The sequence below is a fragment of the Rathayibacter sp. AY1G1 genome, assembly GCF_002932095.1.
Lineage (GTDB): Bacteria > Actinomycetota > Actinomycetes > Actinomycetales > Microbacteriaceae > Rathayibacter.
In genome coordinates, this window is record NZ_PSUZ01000001.1 from 239536 (window position 1) to 257196 (window position 17661).

The window sequence follows — 17661 nt, forward strand, 5'->3', positions numbered from 1 at the left end:
TAGTATGTGTCCCGCTGTCATCGACCCCGACGAATTGGACCACCACGTGCCCCGCGCTTTGATCACCGGAATCACCGGCCAGGACGGCCTCTACCTCGCCGAGCTCCTCCTCTCGAAGGGCTACGAGGTCTTCGGGCTCGTCCGCGGGCAGAACAACCCCAAGTACGAGCTGGTCCGCCGCACCGTGCCCGAGGTGACCCTGCTCACCGGCGACCTGACCGACGTGTCGAGCCTGGTGCGCGTGCTCGCCGCCGCCCAGCCCGACGAGGTCTACAACCTCGGTGCGATCTCGTTCGTCGCCTACTCGTGGGAGAACGCGTCGCTCACCACCGACGTGACCGGCAAGGGCGTCCTCAACATCCTCGAGGCGACCCGCCTCTACGCCGGCTCCGACATGTCGCGCGTGAAGTTCTACCAGGCCTCCTCCTCCGAGATGTTCGGCAAGGTCCAGCAGGTCCCGCAGAGCGAGGAGACGCTGCTCTGGCCGCGCTCGCCCTACGGAGTGGCCAAGGTCTTCGGCCACTACATGACCATCAACTACCGCGAGTCGTACGGCATGCACGCCTCCTCCGGCATCCTCTTCAACCACGAGTCGCCCCGCCGCGGCCCGGAGTTCGTCACCCGCAAGATCAGCCTCGCGGTCGCCCGCATCAAGCTCGGCCTCCAGGAGACGCTGGAGCTCGGCAACCTCGACGCGAAGCGCGACTGGGGCTTCGCCGGCGACTACGTCGACGCGATGTGGCGCATGCTGCAGCAGCCCGAGGGCGACGACTACGTGGTCGCGACCGGCGAGACCCACGAGATCCGCGAGTACCTCGACATCGCCTTCAACCACGTCGGCATCGAGGACTGGACCCCGTACGTGACCCAGAACCCCGCGTTCATGCGTCCCGCCGAGGTGGACCTGCTGATCGGCGACCCGGCGAAGGCGCGCGACGTCCTCGGCTGGGAGCCGAAGGTCTCGTTCCCCGAGCTCGTGGCGATGATGGTCGAGAACGACCTCGCCGAGCAGTCCGCGCTGATCAAGTAGTCATGCCTGCCGCTCTCGTCACCGGAGCGAGCGGTCAGGACGGGGGCTACCTCGTCGAGCGCCTGCTCGCCGACGGCTGGGAGGTCTCCGCGCTCGTGCGCGGGACCGACGATGCCGCTCTTCCCGCCGCCGTCCGCGCCTTCGAGGGCGATCTCCGCGACGCCTCCGGCCTCGGCCGTATCGTCGCGGAGGCGCAGCCGGACACGGTCTTCCACCTCGCCGGCCTCTCCTCCGTCGCGCTCTCGTGGAAGGAGCCCGTGCTCACGGCGGAGGTGACCGGCACCGCGGTCGCCGCGCTCCTGGAGGCCTCGCTGGCGCTCCAGGAGTCGGCGGGCCGCGAGATCCGCTTCGTCCAGGCCTCCTCTTCCGAGATCTTCGGGGCCGCGACCGAGAACCCGCAGACCGAGCGGACCCCGATCCGCCCGGTCTCGCCCTACGGAGCCGCGAAGGCGTTCGCGCACCACCTCGTCGCGGTCTACCGCGGCCGAGGGCTCCACGCCTCGTCCGGCATCCTGTACAACCACGAGTCGCCGCGTCGGCCGCTCGGCTTCGTCACCCGCAAGATCACCGCCGGAGTCGCGGCGATCGCGACGGGCGCCGAGTCGGAGCTCTCGCTCGGCAATCTCGACGCGCGCCGCGACTGGGGCTGGGCTCCCGATTACGTGGACGCCCTCGTGCGCGCCTCGCGCGCCGAGGAGGCGGGCGACTACGTCGTGGCGACCGGAGTCGCGCACTCGGTCCGCGACTTCGTCCGTGCCGCCTTCACCGCGGCCGGCATCGACGACTGGGAGCAGCGGGTCACGATCGACCCGCGGTTCGCGCGCCCCGTGGACGCCCCCGAGATGCGCGGGGACGCCTCCCGGGCCCGCGAAGTGCTCGGCTGGGCGCCGACCGTCGGCTTCGAGGAGATCGTCGCCCGCATGGTCGAGAACGACCTCGAGCTGGCGCGCTCACGCTGACCCGCGACGCCCGCTCCGCGCCGCACCGCCGGGGCGCGGGAGCGGGTACGTACAATGATCTGGCTGCCGCCACGGCAGTGCTATGGCTGGGAGACCGATGAGCAGCAGGAAATCGACGATCACGCGCGCGGCCGACCGCGTCGACGCGATCGCGCGGGAGCCGTTCCACCAGAGCGGGACGCAGCCCGGCGAGGGCCGCAAGAGCGGGTTCGTCTCGGCCCTGATCGACATCTTCAAGCACCGCGAGCTCCTCCGGCTGCTGGTCAACCGCGAGCTGAAGGCCCGGTACAAGGACTCCAGCCTCGGCTTCGTGTGGACGCTGATCCGCCCGCTCGTGATGCTGATGATCTACTACGTCGCGATCGGCCAGTTCCTCGGGGCGGCGCGCGGCATCCCCGTGTTCGCGATCTTCGTCTTCTGCGGGCTGACGCTCTGGAACCTCTTCAGCGAGATCGTCGCCACGGGGACGACCTCGATCCTCGCCAACGCGGGCCTGATCAAGAAGGTCTACCTGCCGCGCGAGATCTTCCCGGTCGCCACCATCGGCGCCGCGCTGTTCAACTTCGCCGTGCAGTTCCTCGTCCTGATCGTCGGCGCGGTCGCGCTCGGCGCGCTCAACGTCAGCTGGCAGCTCCTCTTCATCCTCCCGGCGCTCGCCGTGACGCTCGTCTACGGTCTCGCCCTCGCTCTCGCACTCTCGGCCCTCAACGTCTACCTGCGCGACATCCAGTTCCTGGTCGAGGTCGGCCTGCTGATCTTCTTCTGGCTCTCCCCCATCACCTATGCGTGGTCGTTCGTGGTGGAGACCGTCCCGAACTGGCTCGAGCAGATCTACCTGCTCAATCCCATGACCAACGCCATGCTCGCCTTCCAGCGCGGCATCTGGGGACCAGGCTCGCGCGAGACCCAGGTCGAGCAGGCCGACGGATCCTTCCGGTCGGTCGCCGGCCAGCCCTGGCCCGCCGACATGGCGCTGCACCTTCTCATCGTCTTCCTGGTCGGGGTGGTGCTGGTGTGGATCGCCCACCGCATCTTCCGCCGCCTCGAGGGCAACTTCGCCCAGGAGATCTGATCGCATGACACTCGAGACAGAGGTCGCCCTTCCCGACGCGGCGCAGATGCCGACGATCATCCGCGTGCAGAACGCCTCGAAGCGCTTCGTGATCCGCAAGGACAAGAGCCTTAAGGAGCGCGTGGTCAACTTCGGGCGCGGGAAGCAGCACCGCGACGACTTCTGGGCGCTGCGGGACATCGATCTCGACATCCCGCTCGGCTCCACCGTCGGCCTGATCGGCGCGAACGGCTCCGGCAAGAGCACGCTGCTCAAGCTCATCGGCGGGATCATCCAGCCCACCACCGGCACGGTCGAGCGACGGGGCCGGCTGGCCGCGCTGCTCGAGCTCGGCGCGGGCTTCCACCCCGACCTGACCGGCCGCGAAAACGTCTTCCTCAACGGCGCCATCCTCGGCCTCTCCCGCAAGGAACTGGAGGACAAGTTCGACTCGATCGTCGACTTCTCCGAGATCGCCGACTTCATCGACACGCAGGTGAAGTTCTACTCCTCGGGCATGTACGTGCGCCTCGCGTTCGCGATCGCCATCCACACCGACCCGGACCTCCTCCTCGTCGACGAGGTCCTTGCCGTCGGCGACGAGCCCTTCCAGCGCAAGTGCATGGACCGCATCCGCGCCTTCCAGCGCGCGGGGAAGACCATCGTGCTGGTCACCCACTCGCTCGAGCAGGTGGGCGAGCTCTGCGACCGCACCGTCGTGCTCGATCACGGGAACATCATCTACGACGGCGAGACGTCGCGCGGCCTCGAAGTCCTGCGCAACGGATTCGAGTCCTCCCGTCAGGAGCGCGTCGAGCGCGAGACGGCCGAGGCCGTCGCCGAGGCCGAGGAGTCGGGCGAGGAACCCGAGCAGGTCCAGCCCGCCGAGATCGTCGCCGTCGAGCTGGACGGCGGCACGCTGGAGGAGGGCAACCGCATCCTGCGGCCCGGCGAGGACCTCGAGGTCCGGGTGACCCTGAGGCCGCTGACCACCGTCCCGCTCGAGCACTGGTTCCTCGGGATGGGCGTCGACACCCCGCTCGGACAGGTCGTCTTCGGCACTAACACGATGCGCCTGGGCTTCGAGCACCCGCCGCTCACCCGCGAGACCACGGTCGTCTTCCATCTCCCGGACACGCACTTCGGCGGAGGCACCTACGCCGTGCACGCGTCCGCGTCCACTCTCGAGGGCGGCGAGTTCACCCGGGTCCCGGTCGGAGCCCGCTTCACCGTCGAGCGCACCACCAAGCGGGTCGGCCTCGTCGACGTCGGAGCCTCCGCGACGGTCGACGGCGTCACCCTGGCGTGACGGGTGAGCGCGTCCGGCTGCTCGTCGACGCGAGTCCGCTGGCGTCCGAGCGGCTGACAGGGGTGGGCCACGTCCTCCTCGAGACCCTCCGGGCCCTCGTCCAGCCGCACGACCGGGGCGAGGTCGAGGTCGTGCTCTTCGTGCCGGCGTCCGAGACGCGTGCTGTCGGGCGCTTCGGCCTGCCGTTCCGGATCCGGGCGATCCCGCTGCCCCGGCGGCTGGTCGGTCTCCTCACGCGGATCTCGGTCCCGCTGGACCTGATCACCGGCCGCGGGGTCCACTTCTTCCCCAACTACCGCAACTGGGCGCTCACCCGCCGCTCCCGCTCGATCACCTTCGTCCACGACGCGTGCTTCGCGGTCGCCCCTCAGCTCGTGCCCGCCGCGCGCCGCGCCCTCCTCGCCTCGAGGATGCCCGGATGGCTCGCCCGCTCCGATCTCGTCGCCACGGGCACCCCGTCGGCCGCCGCCGAGATCGTCGAGCACCTCGAGGTGGACCCCGGGAAGATCGTCGTGCTGCCGACGACCGTGGACGCGTCCGTCTTCCGGCCCCGCGGAGACGAGGAGGTGGCGGCCGTGCGCACCCGGGTCGGGATCGGTCCCCGCCCCTACGTCCTCTTCGTCGGCGCCCTGGAGCCCCGCAAGAACATCGCCGCGCTCGTGCGCGCCTTCAGCGCAGCCGACCGCCCCGAGGACGCGGTGCTGCTTCTCGTCGGAGCGACCTCCTGGGACGACGAGGACGTGCGCACCGCCGTCGAGCAGGCGGGGAGGGCGGGTGCGGACGTCCGCCTCTCCCCCGTGTTCGTCGAGGACTCCGAGATGCCCGCCCTGATGACCGGTGCCGCCGCGCTCGCCCTCGTGTCCCTGCACGAGGGCTTCGGCCTCCCCGCCCTCGAGGCGGTGGCCTCGGGCACGCCCGTCGTGGTCTCCGACGTGCCCGGCATCCGGGACGCGCTCCGAGGACACGAGTCGTCCGCTCGGTTCGTGCCCCCCGGCGACGAGGAGGCCCTGCGCGAGGCGCTGGAGTCCGCCCTCGTCGCTCCCCGCCGGATCGACCCCGGCGACATCCGGCCATGGACCGACGCCGCGGACGCTCTGGTGCGCGCCGCGCGCGGCCTCGCGGACGTCTGAGGCGCCCCTCCGCGGGAAGGGACGCCTCCGAGCCGTCTAGAGGACCGAGACCCCCGAGGGCGCGACGGCCGTGACGTAGCTCCACAGGTCGTCGGCGTACTCGGTCCAGGTTCGGTTCGTCCGATCGCGGGCCTGGGCCGAGAGGCGCGCGTGCACCTCGTCGTCGGCGACGAGCGAGATCATCGCGTCGCGGATCGAGTGGTCGTCGCGCGGGTCGACGAGCAGGGCCCCACCCTGCGCGGCGATGTCCCGCATGCTGCCGAAGTCCGAGGTGATGACGGGCGTGCCGACGGCCAGGGATTCGGCAACCGGCAGCCCGAAGCCCTCGTTCAGGGACGGGAAGATCGTGCAGCGCGCACTGCGGTAGGCGCTCCAGAGCAGCTCGTCGGTGATCGCGGAGAAGGAGTCGACCGTGCGGCCCTCGTCCTGCAGTGCCCGCATCCGGCCCTGGAACTCCTCGCTGTTCCACGCGTTGCCGCCGATGAACGCGAGGGCGAAGTCGACACCCGAGCGCCAGGCGAGCTCGGCGGCGTGCAGGACGGCCAGGTGGTTCTTGCGCGGCTCGTGGCTGCCGATGCAGACGACGAGGGGCTGGCCGGGAGCGGCCCCCAGCCGGACACGGGTGCTCTCCCGATCCGCCGTCTCGCTGCCCCCCGCGGACGCGGGCAAGGGGACCGCGTCGATCTCCGGGCCCCGGTCGCCCTCGAGCATGCCCCGCCAGCCGCGGAATTCCGTCTCGGACGCGGAGGACACCGTGGCCACGCGGTCCATGTGGGAGACGGCGACCAGGGTCCGGGGGAACTGACCGCTGATGCCGCCGTGCGCCGTCTCCGCCGTCGTCAGCGGGACGCAGTCGTGCCCGATCATCGTGGTGGCGTTCCCGCTGAACTCCGTGAACGCAGCGAGCCTGGCGCTCCGCGCATCCTCGATCGCGAGCTCGGGCAGGACGTAGAGCGACTGCCAGGGCACGACGACCGGCGCGTGCGGATCGAGCCGCGCATCGGGGACGGATCCGAACAGCGCGTTCGTCCGCAGATCGTTGCCCACCTCGCGGAAGCCGGACATCGCGTCGTCCCACACGAGGAGGACGACCTCGTGCCGGCTGTTCCACTCGACGATGGTGTTCCGTACCACGCGCTGGATGCCGGTGGCGAGCCCCGTTCGAGCCGTGTGGTGGACGTCGACGAGGACGGCGTGGCGGGCGATCACGACGGAGCCGGGCGCCCGGACGGCGTCGAGCACGCGCGAGGCCGGGGTCGGCCGCAGCAGCGACTCCAACAGGGCGGGCACTCCGTCCAGGCGGGCGGTGCGGCGGGCGTCGACGACCTGGTCCCGCACCGGCAGCTCCGCCGTGAGGACCGCCAGCAGGAGCCAGGTGTGCTCGAAGGTCGGCTGCCCCACGGCGTCGGACACCTGGCGCACCAGCACCGGCACCTCGCGGGCGGGGACGGCGGTGGGCTCGAGGGTCTCGAGCAGCAGCGTCAGGCGCTCGAGAGCGGTCGATTCACGCACGGGCGTCCTCCTCGTCCGCAGCCGGCACCGAGGGCACGAGGGCCTCCCAGAGCTCCGCGGAGTAGTCGTTCCAGGTCCGCTTGGGGCGGGCGAGCGCTTCGGCGGTGAGCTCGGCGAGACGCTCGTCGGAGTCGAGAAGCTCGCGCATCGCCGCTGTCAGCTCGTCGTCGTCGTAGGGGTCAACCGTGATGCAGCCGCCGTCGGCGGCGATCTCGGCGAGCGATCCGCGATCGGACGTGATGGAGGGCAGCCCCAGCGCCAGCGCCTCGGCGACGGGCAGGCCGTAGCCCTCGTGGGTCGACGGGAAGACGAAGAAGCGCGCGTTGCGGTAGGAGGACATCAGCACGTCGTCGCCGGCGCCGCGGATCACCTCGACCGCTCGTCCGCGACGCTGCGCCTCGCGGATGCGCACGTCGAAGACCTGCGTGGCCCAGGGATTGCCTCCGCCGATGAAGCGCAGACGGAACCTCCTCCCCTCGCGCCAGAGCATCTCCGCGGCGAACAGGATCGCCAGGTGGTTCTTGCGCGGCTCGTGGCTGCCGACGGAGAGGACCAGGGGGAGGTCGTCCTTCTCCGGGGTCGTCGCTCCCGAGAGCGGGGGCGCCTCCACCGGCAGCGGGACGGCGTGCAGCTCGGGACCCTCGAGACCCTGAGCGGGCAGCGCGGCGTTGAAGCCGGCGAATTCCTCCTCGACGGCCCCGCTGATCGCCGCGACGCGGCTCGCGTGCTTGACGACGGTGAGGTAGTTGACGAAGCGGAGGCTTTCGTGGGGCGGCACCGTGTCGGCGCTCACGACAGGGATGAAGTCGTAGCCGATCATGCTCACGGTGTTCCCGGAGTACTGCGCCAGCGCGGCCAGGGGGTCGCAGATGCCCATCGCCGGGACCTCGGGGACCACGAGGGTCGAGCGGAAGGGGACGATGAACTCGACCCGCTCGGGACGACCCGGATCCCACGGGCGCTTGCTGCTGGTCTCGAAGTCGACGACACGCTCAAGCTCGCCCGCGCCGAGGCGGCGCAGGGACATCGAGCCGTGCTCCCAGGCGGCGAGGATCGGCTCCCGGTCGCGGTGCCAGCGCTTCATGGTCTGGCGGACCACCCGCTGGATGCCGGTCGCGTGGGAGTTGCGGGCGCAGAAGTCTACGTCCACCACGACCTCCCCCGTCACGACCGAGAGGGTCGTCGAGAGATCGTGGAAGCCGGTGGACGCCCGGGTGCCGGCGACCATGAACACCCGCATCGCCTCATGGGGCTGCGCCAGCTGGAGCGAGCGTTTGAACCAGTTGAAGAGGTGCGGCACCGGGTAGACGCCGAGGAAGGCGGTGAGCGAGAGCCAGGTCAGGTCGTCGGAGTCGCGGCGCTGGACGGCCCGGGCGGTCTCGTCGAGGAAGGGGCCGGGGCCCCGGCGGGCCAGGTCGGCCGCGAGCTCCGCGTCCTCGAGGACGAACGGAGCGATCTGCTCGAGGCGCTGGAGGATGAAGGCCCGGCGCTCGTCGCGTCCCACCGTGTCGACGTCGCTCACCGGCCCTGCCCGAAGCGGCGCTGCGCGTACCGGACCGTGTGCCGGACGGCTCCCGGCAGGCCGAGCTGGCCGACGCGGATCTGGAAGGTCCTCGCCGCGCGCAGCGGCCGGGTGACCTTCCACGACAGCGTCGACTCGAAGTCGGCGACGAAGGGCGAGCCGCCGAAGCTCATGTTGGCCGCCCACTCGTCGAGCGGGTCGTTGAGGAGCTCGTCGAGGCGTTCGCGGAGCTCGGCGATGGTCTCGGCGTCGCTCGCGCCCTCGTGGGGTCGCTGGGGAGTGGTGGTCTCGTCAGGCACCCGACCAGTGTAATCGGCCCGTGCGGCCGGGCCGGATGCCCGCCCGGCCGGGTGCGGTGCGCGCTCAGCTCCCCGGGACGAAGAGGAGCCAGCGACCGGAGTCGGAGGCGACCGCGGGGACGGTGGTCCCCGTCGCCGCCTGGACGAAGGGCTGCCAGCTCAGCGGGGACTCGGTGTAGCCGGCCGTGTCGACGTAGACGGCGCACGCGCCGGTCGAGTCCACGGCCGCGTCGAACTCGGCCGGCGAGTCCACGGACGACCATACGTCCCAGCCATAGGTCCCCGCGACGGACCCGTAGCTCCACTCGAGATCGCCGTCGTCGGTCGAGAGGTAGGGCAGCGCCTCGTCGTAGTCGTCGAGCTCTCCGATCCTCCCGCTGTCCGGGAAGCTCTTGAGCGGCAGCTGCACCACGCCGCAGCCGCCGGGCAGGAGGTCGTCGGCCGCCGTGACGAACTCTCGCATCTCCCTGTCGTCGGTGGGGTTCAGGACGACGAGGCCGGAGACCCCGACGAGCTGATCCGCCACGACGACTCCTGAGACGACGACCCCCAGGATCGCGCGGACGCCGAACCGCGCCGTCACCCTGTCCAGGACGAGGGCCACGGCGGCGAGGGCGAGCAGCAGCAGCACGATCGACAGCCGGGACCAGGCGCGGATCGTCGGGCCCGCGACGAGCGACACCACGACTCCGAGCCCGGTGACCGCGTAGAAGGCCAGCGTCCAGAGGGAGGCGGAGGCGAGCAGACCCACCCGCGGCTGGTCCACCAGCCTGGCGAGTGCGCCCCGCTTGGGGACGGAGCCGGCGAGGAGGAGGAGCAGACCCGCTCCGAGCAGCAGGATCAGGCCGACCGATCCGATGATCGAGAAGCCCGGCGGCTCCGTGGTCTGGAGGATGCCGGTCTCGCGGGTGTAGTCGGCGAGCAGGTCCTGCGCCCCCGGGACCGCGGACGCCGCCCACGGCAGGACGAGGAGGATGAGCTTCCCCGCGTAGAACTCGGACTCGGACAGCGTCCGGCCCTCGAAGTAGGGGCGGTACCGCTCGCCGTACCCGAGCCCGAGCAGCAGGAGCTCGACGGCGACGAAGCCCCCGAGAGCAAAGACCGGCACCGCGGGCAGCAGCAGCTCGCGCCAGCCGACCCGCGCGAGGAGCCTCCCGACCGTCGCCGCCGCGAAGACCCCGCCGACCACGAGGACGGCGAAGACGTAGTAGTACCCGCCCGTCGAGGCGATCAGCAACGCGAGGACGACTCCGGGAGCGATCCGGCGGACTCGACGGCTCGCTCTCGTCCGCGCTCGGGACGCCCAGCCGCGGAACGGATCCGTCCTCGGCCCGGCGACCATCAGCAGCAGGACCCCGATCAGGGGGATCGCCCAGTAGTTAGCCAGGAAGGCGTGACCGGAGTAGATCCGGATGAAGTGGTACGGCGCGAGGCTGAACGCCGTGGCGAAGAGCGCAGCGCCCCAGGGGCGCACGGTGAGAGCGCGGAAGAAGGCGTAGCCGGTGACCGCCACGCCGGCGAAGGTGAGCAGGTAGAACACGTTGAGCAGCAGGACGCCGTCGCGCACCACCAGGCCGAGCAGCGAGACGACGACCGCGGCGGAGAGGTCGAACTGGGCGCTGAAGAAGGCGTTCATCCCGTCGGGGAAGCCCAGCGCGTCGTTGGTCGCGAACGGGAAGACCTGGGTGGCGCTCGTGAACAGGGTGTAGTGCAGGATCTGGTCGTCCCCGCCGACCTGCCAGCGGGTGGTGAGGTCCGCAGGGCTGATGTGCAGGGCGAGGACGGCCGCCACCGTGCTGATGACGGCCGCCGCCACGGCCCAGGCCGTCTCGCGCAGCAGGCCGCCCCGTCGACGGGGACGGGCTCCGAGGTCAGTAGCCATGGATCCCGCGCTCCCTCTCGAGGCTTGTGTCGATGATCTCGTCGAGGCGCTGCTCGCCCGGGGTCCCGGCGTAGTCGTAGACGAGGACCGATCCGCAGGCGGTGATGCTCGCAGGCTTGCCGAGCGTGACCTGGGCGAAGTCCGGCCACTGCGTGTCCCGATCGATGAGGACGAAGCTGAAGTGTCTCTCGAAGCGGGTCAGATCGCTCATCCAGACCTGAATGCTGAAGTCGGTGTTGATCTGCTCGACGTCCAGGCCCGCGTAGAGGGAGAGCGGCCTGGTGGTCCAGAACGAGCCGACGCCGGCGATGTCGCGCCCGCCGACCCAGTCCGTCACGCACTGCGACTCCGGCTGCTGGAGCACACCGGCGCGGAGGGTCGACGACACGGTCCGGATGCCGAAGACCGCGAGCAGGACCACGGCGGTCCCGGCGGCGACCGCCGAGACGATCGACGCGGCGCGCCCGAGCCCGGGCAGGACCCGGGGAAGCGCGAGCACGGCGATCGGGACGAGGCAGGCGAAGACCGCGATCGGCATCAGGTACCGCGAGACGATGCTCCCCGAGACGATCTGCACCGTGAGGAGGACCAGCGCTTGGCCCAGGACGAGGACGCAGAGGAACCACGCCCGTGCCGGCCGTCGCTCGTCGCCGGTGCCCGGCTCGCGGGGACCCGTCGCGAGCGCGCGGATCCGCACCCCCACGACCACCAGGGCGGCCGCGAGGAGCAGGCCGATCGTCACCAGCTCGAGGAGCCCGGCCCGCGTCGACATGATGTCGGTCAGCTGGTCGAGCAGAGCGGTGAGCGCGGTGCCGGCCAGCGTCGTCTTGAGGTAGCTGGAGGTGCCGGTCGCGATGAGCGAGGACAGCGGGAGGCGCGCGAGGTAGCCGATGGCGGTTCCGGCGATCACGAGCGCGCCGATTCCGAGCACGCGGCGTCCGGCGAGCTGCGCCGTCAGCCAGAGCGAGCCCAGCGCGAGCACGGCCGGCGCTGTGAAGTGCAGCATCAGCAGCGGATCCGACAGCGTCGTCGCCGCGAGGAGCAGGACCATCGCGAGCCCGCTCCACACGGGCAGGCGTCCTCCGGGCCTGAGCAGGTTCAGGGTGAGGGCGGCGCAGACGGCCGCGACGAGGACGGACCCTCCGTAGTAGGTCGTAAGGAGGAAGGTCGTCGCGAGGGCGCCCTCGTTGACCAGCGCCCTGGTCTCCGTCAGGCAGAGGGCCAGGAGGAGCAGGATCGACAGCACCGCGGCCGTCCGCCGCAGCCAGGCGGGCTGGTGCGCGAGGACGAGACCGCTGATCCAGCGCGCCGTCGCGTAGAGGAGGACGACGTTGAGCACTCCGTTGAGCAGCAGTGCCGCGGCCGCGTCCCCGACCAGCGACGCCAGCGCGTAGAGAGGGAGCTCCGGGAACAGGAACAGCTGGCTCGTCATGACCCACTGGTGGGGTCCTCCGCTGCCCAGCGACCTGAGGATCAGCGGCAGGGCGAGCGAGTCGCCGTCGCGGAGGAAGTACGACTGCCACTCGGTGCCGAGCAGCAACCCGATGGCGGCGAGGGTCGCGGCAGCGACGACGGCTCCCGCGAGGACCTCGGGGAGGAGGGCCCTCGCACGCAGCAGCGTCCGACCACCCCGGCTCACCGGGCTGCGCGGCCGAATCGGAGCGAGAGCACGAGCACCAGGTTCTTGCGGAGGGTGTTCGTGGGGATCTTGGACGTCCCGACCGTGCGGTCCATGAAGACGATGGGGATCTCGCGGACCGTGCGGGCGAGGTTCAGTGCCCGGTACTTGAGCACGATCTGGAAGCCGTAGCCCGAGGCGGACACCCGTGTGAAGTCGATCCTGCGGAGCAGATCCGAGGAAAAGAGGTTGAAGCCGCCCGTGTAGTCCGTGAGCCCCGACCCGAGGAAGAACCTCGTGTAGAGGTTGCCCCCGCGGCTGAGGAACTTGCGGTCGAGGGTCCAGTCGGGAGTGCTCCCGCCGGGGATGTAGCGGGACGCGACGACGAAGTCGGCTCCTTCCCGCGCCGCCTGCAGGAATTCGTCGATGTAGCGCGGGTCGTGCGAGAGGTCCGCGTCCATCTGCAGGACGTAGTCGGGAGCGTCGGGGGCGTCGACGATCCGGCCGAACGCCCAGACGTACGCGGCCCCCAGGCCGTCCTTGCTCGCGCGGCTGAGCACCCGGACGGAGAAGCTCGCGGTCTCGAGCGCCTCGCCCGCGACGCGCGCGGCGTCCGCCGTCCTGTCCGGCGAGCTGTCGTCGACGACGCAGACCTGCACGGAGAAGTCCGGGTTGCGGGTCGCGACGTCCGCGAGCAGAGGGAGCAGAGTCGCGATGTTCTCGACCTCGTTGTAGGTCGGGATCACGATGGTGAGGGAACGCATGTCAAGCCGTTTCGTCGTTCGCGAGTATCGGACCGACGTCCGGGCCCCGTGGCCCTGCGAGTATAACGACGGCCGCTCAGGTGAGCGGCGAGCACGCCGGGCGGGGCGGAACGGCTCCGACGCCCGCTCAGGACGTTCCGGAAGGGATTCTCAGAGAGTCGTCACCTACCGCGAGCCCCTGATCGCGCCCTCGCAGGCTAGGGTCGGAAGGCGATCGCAGCCGGTCGCCCGAGATCTCAGGACCGACGCCTCCGCCCTCCTTGCGGCTGTACCGCGGCGAGGACGACACACAGAGGACCTACACGTGAAGAAGCTGCTCGAATCGCAGAAGGTCCGCTTCCTCATCGCGGGCTGCACCAACACGGCGATCGACTTCCTCATCCTCAACACGCTCGTGCTCCTGCTCGGTCTGCCGACCCTCGTCGCCAACGTCTTCTCCGTCCTGGTCGGCATCACGATCTCGTACGCGCTGAACCACTTCTTCGTCTTCCGCCACCCGGGCAGGGTCTCGGTCGCCACGTTCGCGAAGTTCTTCCTCGTCACCGGGTTCAGCTCGCTGGTCCTGCAGTCGGCGATCATCTACGGCTTCGAGGTCTTCTTCGACACCCGCTTCGGCAACTCGCTGCTCTTCCTCCCCAGCTCCGGCGAGAACGCCTTCCTCGCGATCAACATCGCCAAGGCCGTCGCCGTCCTCGTGGGACTGGTGTGGAACTTCTGCATGTACAAGTTCGTCGTCTTCCGCCGTCCGGCGCACGATGCTCTGCCCGCGATCGAGACGGTCTCCCCCGCCGCCGTGGCCGTCAGCACCGAGCCCGTCGACATCGTCCGCTGAGGGCCGCAGGCTCCCGGGCCCCGCTCGAGCCGCGTGCTAGCCTCGTCGAGTTCTTCCGACGGGGCACTCCTCCCGTCGACGCCGCACCACCCGGAGGCTCCCATCGCACGCTCGACGTTGCCCATCGCGGTCATCGTCGTCACCCACTTCTCGGGTGAGGTCCTCCGCGCGTGCCTCGAGTCCGTGCCGGAGGCGACGGAGCACGACGTGCGCATCGTGGTGGTCGACAACCTGACCACGGACGACTCCGTCCGCAGCGTCGTCGAGCGCCTGCCCCACGTCGAGTTCCACGAGACCGGGCAGAACCTCGGCTACGGCCGGGCCGTCAACTACGCGGTCGGCCGCCTCGGGCCCGAAGTGGAGTGGATCCTGGTGACCAACCCGGACACGGTCTTCCTCCCCGGCTCGATCGACGCCCTCTACGCCGCCGCGACGGCGGACGACCGGATCGGCTCGATCGGGCCGCGGATCCTCGACTCCGACGGCACGATCTACCCCTCCGCCCGCGCTCTGCCCTCGCTCGGCACGGGCGTCGGGCACGCCGTCTTCGCCCACGTCTGGCCCGGCAACCCGTGGTCGGCGACCTACCGGCGCTCGCGCGCGGTCGAGACCCTCCGCCACGGCCGGATGGAGGCGGGCTGGCTCTCCGGCGCCTGCGTGATGGTGCGCCGCACGGCCTTCGAGGAGATCGGCGGGTTCGACGACCGCTACTTCATGTACTTCGAGGACGTCCAGCTGGGCGACTCGCTCGGACAGCGCGGCTGGACCAACGTCTACCTCGCCGACGCGGTCGTCTCCCACCTCGGCGGGCACTCCACCCGCCTGGCCTCGGCGCGGATGCTCGCGGTCCACCACCGCAGCGCCTACCTCTACCTCGCGCAGAAGTACGGGGCCTGGTACCAGGCGCCGATCCGTGCGGCGGTGCGCGCCGGGCTGGGCGCCCGGGTCGCGCTGATGCGCCTGCGCTCGAAGAGCTGATCCGGTCCGGTCGGGCGTGCCGCCTGGCCGGCGCCGGGCGGCCCGTCCGCCGGATCGGCGGTCAGGACGCGGAGTCGAGCTCCGCGTAGAAGGCCCGCGCCTCGTCCCAGGTCGGCAGCAGGCCCTGCGCCTCGGCCTCGGCCAGCGTCGGTGCGTCGGTGTCCTTCGGTGAGAGGAGCAGCTCGCCGGCCTCCTCCGGGAAGCGCAGGCCGATCTGCTCGTCGAGCGGGTCGATCCCCTTCTCCCGCACCGGGTCGAAGGTGGCGTTCACGAGGTACGAGACCACGGCGCCCTCGGTCAGCGCCACGAAGGCGTGCGCGACGCCCTCGGCGATGTAGACGGAGCGGCGGTCGACGTCGTCGAGCAGGATCGACTCCCAGCGCCCGAAGGTCGGCGACCCGACGCGCACGTCGATCACGTAGTCGAGGACCGCGCCGGAGAAGCACGAGACGTACTTGGCCTGCGACGGCGGGATCTGCGCGAAGTGGATGCCGCGGACGGTGCCGCGCCGCGAGACGGAGGTGTTGCCCTGCCGCAGCGAGAGCGGGTGCCCGACCTTCTCGGCCAGGCGGTCGAAGCGGTAGAACTCGTAGAAGACCCCGCGATCGTCGGGGAACTGGCGCGGAGTCACTTCGTAGACGTCGGGGATGTCGAGCTCTCGGATCTGCACGGTCGCCAGTTTAACGACGGCGTGTCACGGGCCCGCGACGCCTCTCTGCGCCACCCGGCGGCGTGCCGGAGCGCCGACCGTCGGCCGACGGACCGCTCGGGCATGATGAGGAGGTGACCTTCCTCATCACGGGCGCCTCCGGCATGCTCGGCACCGACCTGCGCGCGGCCCTCGGCTCCCGCCCCAGCACCGCCCTCGGCCGCTCCGACCTCGACGTGACCGACCTCGACGCCGTGCGCGCCGCCGTCGCGGGACACGACGCCGTGGTGAACTGCGCCGCGTACACCTGCGTCGACGACGCCGAGACCGACGAGGAGGAGGCGCACCGCGTCAACGCCGTCGGAGCGCGCAACCTCGCCCTCGCCACCGCCGAGACGGGAGCCGCACTCGTGCAGGTCTCCACCGACTACGTCTTCGACGGCTCCGCGACGACCCCCTACTCCGAGGACCACCCCCGGAACCCGATCTCGGCCTACGGCCGCACGAAGGCCGAGGGCGAGCGCCTGGTGCTCGAGGCCAACCCGGAGCGCGGGTACGTCGTCCGCACGGCCTGGCTCTACGGCGAGCACGGCGGCAACTTCGCTAAGACGATGGTGCGACTGGCGGGCGCGCACGAGACGCTGACCGTGGTCGACGACCAGCACGGCCAGCCCACCTGGACCGCCGACCTCGCCGCGCGCCTGATCGAGCTGGTCGACGCGGAGGCCCCGGCCGGCGTCTACCACGGCACCAGCTCCGGCGAGACGACCTGGCTCGGCTTCGCCCGTGCCGTCTTCGCCAAGGCGGGCCTGGATCCCGAGCGCCTGCGCCCGACCGACAGCGGCTCGTTCGTCCGCCCCGCTCCGCGTCCGGCCTACTCGGTCCTCGGACACGACGGCTGGAGCCGGGCGGGCCTGCCGCCGCTGCGCTCCTGGCAGGACGCGCTCGCCGCCGCACCCCTCGAGGCGGTGACCCCGTGACCACCACTCTCCGCGTCGTCGTCGACCAGATGCTCGCCCGCGTGCCCGGCGGCATCGGCCGCTACACCGAGGAGCTCACCCGCGAGCTGATCGCGACGGCTCCCCGCGACTGCGAGGTGGAGGCCGTCGTCTCCGCCCACCCGCCCGAGAAGGAGGAGGAGCTGCGCCTGCGCCTGCCCGGCCTCGCGCGCATCCACCGGCTGCCGCTCGGGCGCCGCGAGCTCTCGCGCGCCTGGCAGTACGGGATCGCCATCCCGGCCGGCGGCGGCATGATCCACGCCCCGAGCCTCTTCGCCCCGTTGCGCAGCCACGACGGGAGCGAGGGCGAGCAGATCGCCGTCACGATCCACGACACGGTGCCGTGGACGCATCCCGAGACCCTCACCCCGCACGGCGCGAAGTGGCACCGGGCGATGGCGAAGCGCGCCCGCAAGCACGCGGACGCCGTCGTCGTCCCCACCCACGCCGTCGCCCACCAGCTCTCCCAGCTGATGGACTTCGGCGATCGACTGCGCGTGATCGGCGGAGCCGTCGGCTCCGGCCTGGTCGTCCCGGAGGACGCCGACGAGCGCGCCACGGCGCTGGGCCTCCCCCCGGAGTACGTGCTGAGCGTCGGCACGCTGGAGCCGCGCAAGGGCCTGGTCTCGCTGATCGCGGCCTTCGGAGGAGCGTCCGCCCCGGCGATCCCGCTGCTCCTGGTCGGCCCGACCGGCTGGGGCGACCTGGACGTGGCCTCCGTCGCCGACGAGCAGGGCCTCGACGAGACGCGCGTGCGCGCCCTGGGAGTCCTCAGCGACGCCGACCTCGCCGTCGTCCTCTCGCGGGCCACCCTCTTCGTCTACCCGAGCATCGCCGAGGGCTTCGGCCTGCCCGTGCTCGAGGCGATGCACTTCGGAGTGCCGGTGGTGCACTCCGACGACCCCGCGCTGATGGAGGTCGCCGCGGACGCCGGCGTCGCCGTCGAGCGCGGCGACGCGAAGGACTACCCGGACCGCCTCGCCCTCGCCATGAGCAGCGTGCTCGCCGACACCGGTCTGCGCGAGCGGATGTCGGTGGCCGGCCGCGACCGCTCCCGAGCCTTCAGCTGGCGCGACTCCGCCGAGCGCGTCTGGGCGCTGCACGCCGACCTCTGAGGCGTGCGGCACC

16 protein-coding genes are annotated in these 17661 nt (G+C 71.2%); 9 read left to right on the plus strand and 7 right to left on the minus strand.

Going from position 1 to position 17661, the window contains the following annotated elements; all coding sequences use genetic code 11:
• The first annotated feature begins 46 nt into the window (after window positions 1-46).
• The 5 genes from C5C36_RS01060 (at window position 47) to C5C36_RS01080 (ending at window position 5479) form a co-directional block, all read left to right on the plus strand.
• Entirely contained in the window at window positions 47-1030 is a 984-nt protein-coding gene (locus C5C36_RS01060; RefSeq protein WP_104275317.1) for a GDP-mannose 4,6-dehydratase, read from the plus strand.
• A gap of 2 nt (window positions 1031-1032) precedes the next feature.
• On the plus strand, window positions 1033-1989 hold the full coding sequence (locus tag C5C36_RS01065) for a GDP-mannose 4,6-dehydratase (RefSeq protein WP_104309089.1): 957 nt from the start codon (window positions 1033-1035) through the stop codon (window positions 1987-1989).
• Window positions 1990-2086: 97 nt separating this feature from the next.
• On the plus strand, window positions 2087-3061 hold the full coding sequence (locus C5C36_RS01070) for an ABC transporter permease (RefSeq protein WP_104309090.1): 975 nt from the start codon (window positions 2087-2089) through the stop codon (window positions 3059-3061).
• Between the two features lie 4 nt (window positions 3062-3065).
• Window positions 3066-4349, plus strand: coding sequence for an ABC transporter ATP-binding protein (locus C5C36_RS01075; RefSeq protein WP_258063401.1), 1284 nt, complete (start codon window positions 3066-3068; stop codon window positions 4347-4349).
• A complete protein-coding gene (locus C5C36_RS01080) occupies window positions 4346-5479 on the plus strand; it encodes a glycosyltransferase family 1 protein (RefSeq protein WP_104266825.1) in 1134 nt (377 codons plus the stop codon). The genes C5C36_RS01075 and C5C36_RS01080 overlap by 4 nt, the downstream gene beginning before the upstream one ends.
• Before the next feature lie 36 nt (window positions 5480-5515).
• Here C5C36_RS01080 and C5C36_RS01085 read toward each other — a convergent pair whose 3' ends face one another.
• The 6 genes from C5C36_RS01085 to C5C36_RS01110 form a co-directional block, all read right to left on the minus strand.
• Window positions 5516-6991 carry a glycosyltransferase family 1 protein gene (locus tag C5C36_RS01085; protein WP_104309091.1) on the minus strand — a complete coding sequence of 492 codons (1476 nt, stop codon included), beginning with the start codon at window positions 6989-6991 and terminating at the stop codon, window positions 5516-5518.
• The gene (locus tag C5C36_RS01090) at window positions 6984-8513 is read right to left on the minus strand and encodes a glycosyltransferase family 1 protein (protein ID WP_104309092.1); all 1530 of its coding nucleotides are present in this window, start codon (window positions 8511-8513) and stop codon (window positions 6984-6986) included. Before C5C36_RS01090 ends, C5C36_RS01085 begins: the two co-directional genes overlap by 8 nt.
• Window positions 8510-8812 (minus strand): hypothetical protein, encoded by a 303-nt coding sequence (locus tag C5C36_RS01095; protein ID WP_104266828.1) that lies wholly within the window; start codon window positions 8810-8812, stop codon window positions 8510-8512. Before C5C36_RS01095 ends, C5C36_RS01090 begins: the two co-directional genes overlap by 4 nt.
• Before the next feature lie 64 nt (window positions 8813-8876).
• Entirely contained in the window at window positions 8877-10694 is a 1818-nt protein-coding gene (locus C5C36_RS01100; protein WP_146085292.1) for a hypothetical protein, read from the minus strand.
• Window positions 10684-12333 (minus strand): hypothetical protein, encoded by a 1650-nt coding sequence (locus C5C36_RS01105; RefSeq protein WP_104309094.1) that lies wholly within the window; start codon window positions 12331-12333, stop codon window positions 10684-10686. Before C5C36_RS01105 ends, C5C36_RS01100 begins: the two co-directional genes overlap by 11 nt.
• A complete protein-coding gene (locus tag C5C36_RS01110; RefSeq protein ID WP_104266831.1) occupies window positions 12330-13076 on the minus strand; it encodes a polyprenol monophosphomannose synthase in 747 nt (248 codons plus the stop codon). Before C5C36_RS01110 ends, C5C36_RS01105 begins: the two co-directional genes overlap by 4 nt.
• A 304-nt stretch (window positions 13077-13380) precedes the next feature.
• Here C5C36_RS01110 and C5C36_RS01115 point away from each other — a divergent pair, with 304 nt between their 5' ends.
• Together C5C36_RS01115 and C5C36_RS01120 are read left to right on the plus strand one after the other, a co-directional pair.
• On the plus strand, window positions 13381-13908 hold the full coding sequence (locus tag C5C36_RS01115; RefSeq protein WP_104266832.1) for a GtrA family protein: 528 nt from the start codon (window positions 13381-13383) through the stop codon (window positions 13906-13908).
• A 117-nt stretch (window positions 13909-14025) separates the two neighbouring features.
• A complete protein-coding gene (locus tag C5C36_RS01120) occupies window positions 14026-14886 on the plus strand; it encodes a glycosyltransferase family 2 protein (RefSeq protein WP_258072156.1) in 861 nt (286 codons plus the stop codon).
• 61 nt (window positions 14887-14947) lie between these two features.
• Here C5C36_RS01120 and C5C36_RS01125 read toward each other — a convergent pair whose 3' ends face one another.
• The gene (locus C5C36_RS01125) at window positions 14948-15556 is read right to left on the minus strand and encodes a dTDP-4-dehydrorhamnose 3,5-epimerase family protein (RefSeq protein ID WP_104225468.1); all 609 of its coding nucleotides are present in this window, start codon (window positions 15554-15556) and stop codon (window positions 14948-14950) included.
• A 113-nt stretch (window positions 15557-15669) separates the two neighbouring features.
• Here C5C36_RS01125 and rfbD point away from each other — a divergent pair, with 113 nt between their 5' ends.
• Window positions 15670-16515 (plus strand): dTDP-4-dehydrorhamnose reductase, encoded by an 846-nt coding sequence (gene rfbD, locus C5C36_RS01130; protein WP_104309095.1) that lies wholly within the window; start codon window positions 15670-15672, stop codon window positions 16513-16515.
• On the plus strand, window positions 16512-17648 hold the full coding sequence (locus tag C5C36_RS01135; RefSeq protein ID WP_244229467.1) for a glycosyltransferase family 1 protein: 1137 nt from the start codon (window positions 16512-16514) through the stop codon (window positions 17646-17648). Before rfbD ends, C5C36_RS01135 begins: the two co-directional genes overlap by 4 nt.
• The last annotated feature ends 13 nt before the right edge of the window (window positions 17649-17661 follow it).